A 3134-nucleotide genomic window follows, 5' to 3' on the forward strand; every position below is an offset into this window, starting at 1 on the left:
AAACAGGCTCTAGAATCAAACATTTAGAGCGCGTCCGGGCGGGTTAGCCGCGTACACCTAACCCTAACGCGCTCTAGCCGGTTCGTCGCCAGAAATCGCTCTAGAACGAGAAGCCCAGCTTGGCGCCGACGAAGCGGCCCTCGTTGTCATAGCCCCGCGCCGCGCCGACGCCGCTGGTGTCGGCGCTGGGCTGGATGCCGCACAGTACGCCAACGCCTCCCGAGATCCCGCCGTCGCGGCGCTCGATCGCCGTCCGAGCCACGCCCCTGGGCAAGGGGGCGGGCGCCTGGGCGTAGCGCAGCTCGACCGGACCGACGGGCTTGAGGTTCAGCGGCGCGGTGAGGTTCGGCGTCCTGGCGGCCGGCGGATAGGCCGGGACCGCCGTCTCGGCGTGGGCGCCGGTCGCGAGCAGCAGGGCGGCGGTCAGGGAGAGGGCTCGGATCATGGTCGTCTCCATCCCCGTCAATGTGGGTCCTGGCGCTCCCCGCGTCGAGCTTGGCCCAGCAAAAAGCCCCGGCGGTTTCCCACCGGGGCTCCTGGTTTTCCGGTTCAGTCCGTCGCCTTAGCGGCGGCTGCCCATGATGCTGAGCAGGAATTGGAACAGGTTGATGAAGTTCAGATAGAGGCTGAGCGCGCCGTAGTTGGTGGCCACGGCCGTCGACTGCTGGTCGCCGCCCAGCTGGTAGTAGGTCATCTTCAGGTTCTGGGTGTCGTAGGCGATCAGGCCCGCGAAGATGAACACGCCCAGGATGTTGATCACGAACGACAGGCCCGGCAGGTGCAGGAACATCTGGACCAGCGAGGCCAGCAGCAGGCCGATCAGGCCCATGATCAGGAAGCTGCCGAAACCGGTCAGGTCCTTCTTGGTCGTGTAGCCGAACAGGCTGAGACCACCGAAGGCGGCGGCCGTCACCAGGAAGGTCGCGGCGACCGAGGTCCCCGTATAGGCCAGCAGCCAGACGCCCAGGCCGGCGCCGATCGAGGCCACGAGCGCCCAGTAGAGCGCGCCGGACGAGCGGGCGGTCGGATTGCGCATGGCGAACATGGCCACCAGCATCATCGCCAGCGGCGCGAAGCGGATGATCGTGCCCAGCATGGTGAAGCCGGCCAGGCGGCCATCGGGGGTCAGCACGTACAGCAGGCTGGCGACCGGCTGATAGGCGCTGGTCAGATAAGCCAGGCCCGCCGACAGCAGAAGACCCAGCGCCACCTTGTTGTAGACGCCGAGCATGAAACTACGCAGGCCGGCGTCAACCGACATGTCGGCGCGATCCGCCGGGATCGAGCGCGCGTAGCCGCGGTTGAAGTCGTTCATCGTATAAAGCCCTTGAGCTAGGCGTCCACGGTGGACGCCCTCGAAATATCGGGTGTCCTCGCCCCGGGCGCAATCCCCATCCGAAAAGTGTTCATGGTATGCGCCGAAGCGACGGCGCGACGGCTTCCCAAGCCGCCCGGCCACCCCTTAGAACGGAGGCCGACCGCAAGAACGAGGAAGCGCCGATGGAGTACGTCAAGCTGGGCCGGACGGACGTGAACGTCTCGCGCTGCTGCCTGGGCACCATGACCTGGGGCTCGCAGAACTCGGAGGCCGAAGCGCACGAGCAGATGGACTACGCGCTCGGCCGCGGCGTGACCTTCTGGGACACGGCCGAGATGTACGCCAGCCCGCCTAATCCGGAGACGCAGGGCCGGACCGAGGAATACATCGGCTCGTGGCTCCAGAAGACCGGCAAGCGCCAGGAGATCGTGCTGGCCTCGAAGGTCGCCGGCCAGGGCGCGGCGTTCGGCGGCTTGTCGTGGATGCGCAAGGACGGCGCGACGACCCGCCAGACCAGGGCCCAGATCGACGAGGCCGTCGAGGGCTCTTTGCGTCGGCTGAAGACCGACTATCTGGACCTCTACCAGCTGCACTGGCCCGACCGCCGGGTGCGGGTGTTTGGCGGCCAGACCTACAAGGACTACGACCAGGACTTCGAGGCCTTCGGCGATATCCTCGAGGCGCTGGACGCCCACGTGAAGAAGGGCGCGATCCGCCATGTCGGCGTCTCGAACGAGTTTCCGTGGGGCGTGATGCGCTTCCTGGCCGAGAGCGACACGAAAGGCCTGCCGCGCGTCGCCTCGATCCAGAACGCCTATCACCTGGCCAACCGCACCTTCGAATACGGCCTGGCCGAGATCGCCATGCGCGAGCAGGTGGGCCTGCTGGCCTATTCGCCCCTCGCCCAGGGCCAGCTGACCGGCAAGTATCTGGACGGCGCCCTGCCGGCTGGCTCGCGCAAGGCGCTCTATAACCGGATGCAGCGCTATGAGGGGCCTGGCGCGCAGGAAGCCTTCCAGGCCTATGTCGGCCTGGCGGAGGCCAACGGCCTGCACCCGGCCCAGCTGGCGCTGAAGTTCTGCGACACCCGGCCCTTCGTGACCGCCACCATCATCGGCGCGACCTCGATGGAGCAGCTGAAGACCAATATCGACGCCTTCGACCTGGCCTGGACCGACGACCTGGAAGACGCGGTCAACGCCATCCACGCCCGTCATCCCAATCCCTGTCCGTAAGGGTTAGGTCAAAATGATCCGCCTGTTCACCGCCGTCGCCATCCCGCCGGAAATCGGCGAGGGCCTGCTGTCGCGTCAGCACGGGATCGAGGGCGCGCGCTGGCGGCCGTTGGAGGCCTTCCACATCACCCTGCGGTTCATCGGCGACGTGCAGGAGCCGGTCGCGGCCGATCTCGACGAGGCCCTGTCGGAGATCGCCGCGCCGGCCTTCGATCTGGAGCTGATGGGCGTCGGCCATTTCGGCGAGGGCGCCGACATCCACGCCGTCTGGGCCGGCGTCGAGGACAGCGCCCCGCTGCGCCGTCTGCAGAAGGCCAATGAAAGCGCCGCCCGCGCCGCCGGCCTCAAGCCCGAGACGCGGGTCTACGCGCCGCACGTCACCCTGGCCTATCTGAAGCGCCCGGCCGTTCCGGAGGTCGGCGCCTGGATACAGGGGCACAACCTGCTGCATTCGCCGAGTTTCCGGGTGGAGCGCTTCGGCCTCTACTCCAGCTGGCGCACCCACGAAGGCTCGGCCTACCGGCTGGAACGGGAATATCCGCTGGCTGGGTGAGGGGTGCAGACCCCAAATCCTCCCCCTA

The 3134-nt window shown here is 67.4% G+C and carries 4 protein-coding genes; 2 read left to right on the forward strand and 2 right to left on the reverse strand.

Features of this window, described 5'->3' with window-relative positions; translation table 11 throughout:
* Positions 1-100: 100 nt before the first annotated feature.
* A complete protein-coding gene (locus VJ655_RS20100) occupies positions 101-445 on the reverse strand; it encodes a hypothetical protein (RefSeq protein WP_324114221.1) in 345 nt (114 codons plus the stop codon).
* 117 nt (positions 446-562) lie between these two features.
* Positions 563-1315 (reverse strand): Bax inhibitor-1/YccA family protein, encoded by a 753-nt coding sequence (locus tag VJ655_RS20105; RefSeq protein WP_324114223.1) that lies wholly within the window; start codon positions 1313-1315, stop codon positions 563-565.
* 185 nt (positions 1316-1500) lie between these two features.
* Between VJ655_RS20105 and VJ655_RS20110 the strand changes: the two genes are divergently transcribed.
* Both VJ655_RS20110 and thpR read left to right on the forward strand, forming a co-directional pair.
* Positions 1501-2553: an aldo/keto reductase gene (locus VJ655_RS20110; RefSeq protein ID WP_324114225.1), complete on the forward strand. Its 1053-nt coding sequence runs from the start codon at positions 1501-1503 to the stop codon at positions 2551-2553.
* A 13-nt stretch (positions 2554-2566) separates the two neighbouring features.
* Complete coding sequence (thpR, locus tag VJ655_RS20115; RefSeq protein ID WP_324114227.1) at positions 2567-3106, forward strand: RNA 2',3'-cyclic phosphodiesterase; 540 nt, start codon at positions 2567-2569, stop codon at positions 3104-3106.
* Positions 3107-3134 lie beyond the last annotated feature (28 nt).

The sequence above is a fragment of the Caulobacter sp. genome, from assembly GCF_035254145.1.
Lineage (GTDB): Bacteria > Pseudomonadota > Alphaproteobacteria > Caulobacterales > Caulobacteraceae > Caulobacter.

Coding starts and splice junctions, on each gene's coding strand:
- VJ655_RS20100 (WP_324114221.1), bottom strand. CDS start 445: ATGATCCGAGCCCTCTCCCTGACCGCCGCCCTGCTGCTCGCGACCGGC.
- VJ655_RS20105 (WP_324114223.1), bottom strand. CDS start 1,315: ATGAACGACTTCAACCGCGGCTACGCGCGCTCGATCCCGGCGGATCGC.
- VJ655_RS20110 (WP_324114225.1), top strand. CDS start 1,501: ATGGAGTACGTCAAGCTGGGCCGGACGGACGTGAACGTCTCGCGCTGC.
- thpR (WP_324114227.1), top strand. CDS start 2,567: ATGATCCGCCTGTTCACCGCCGTCGCCATCCCGCCGGAAATCGGCGAG.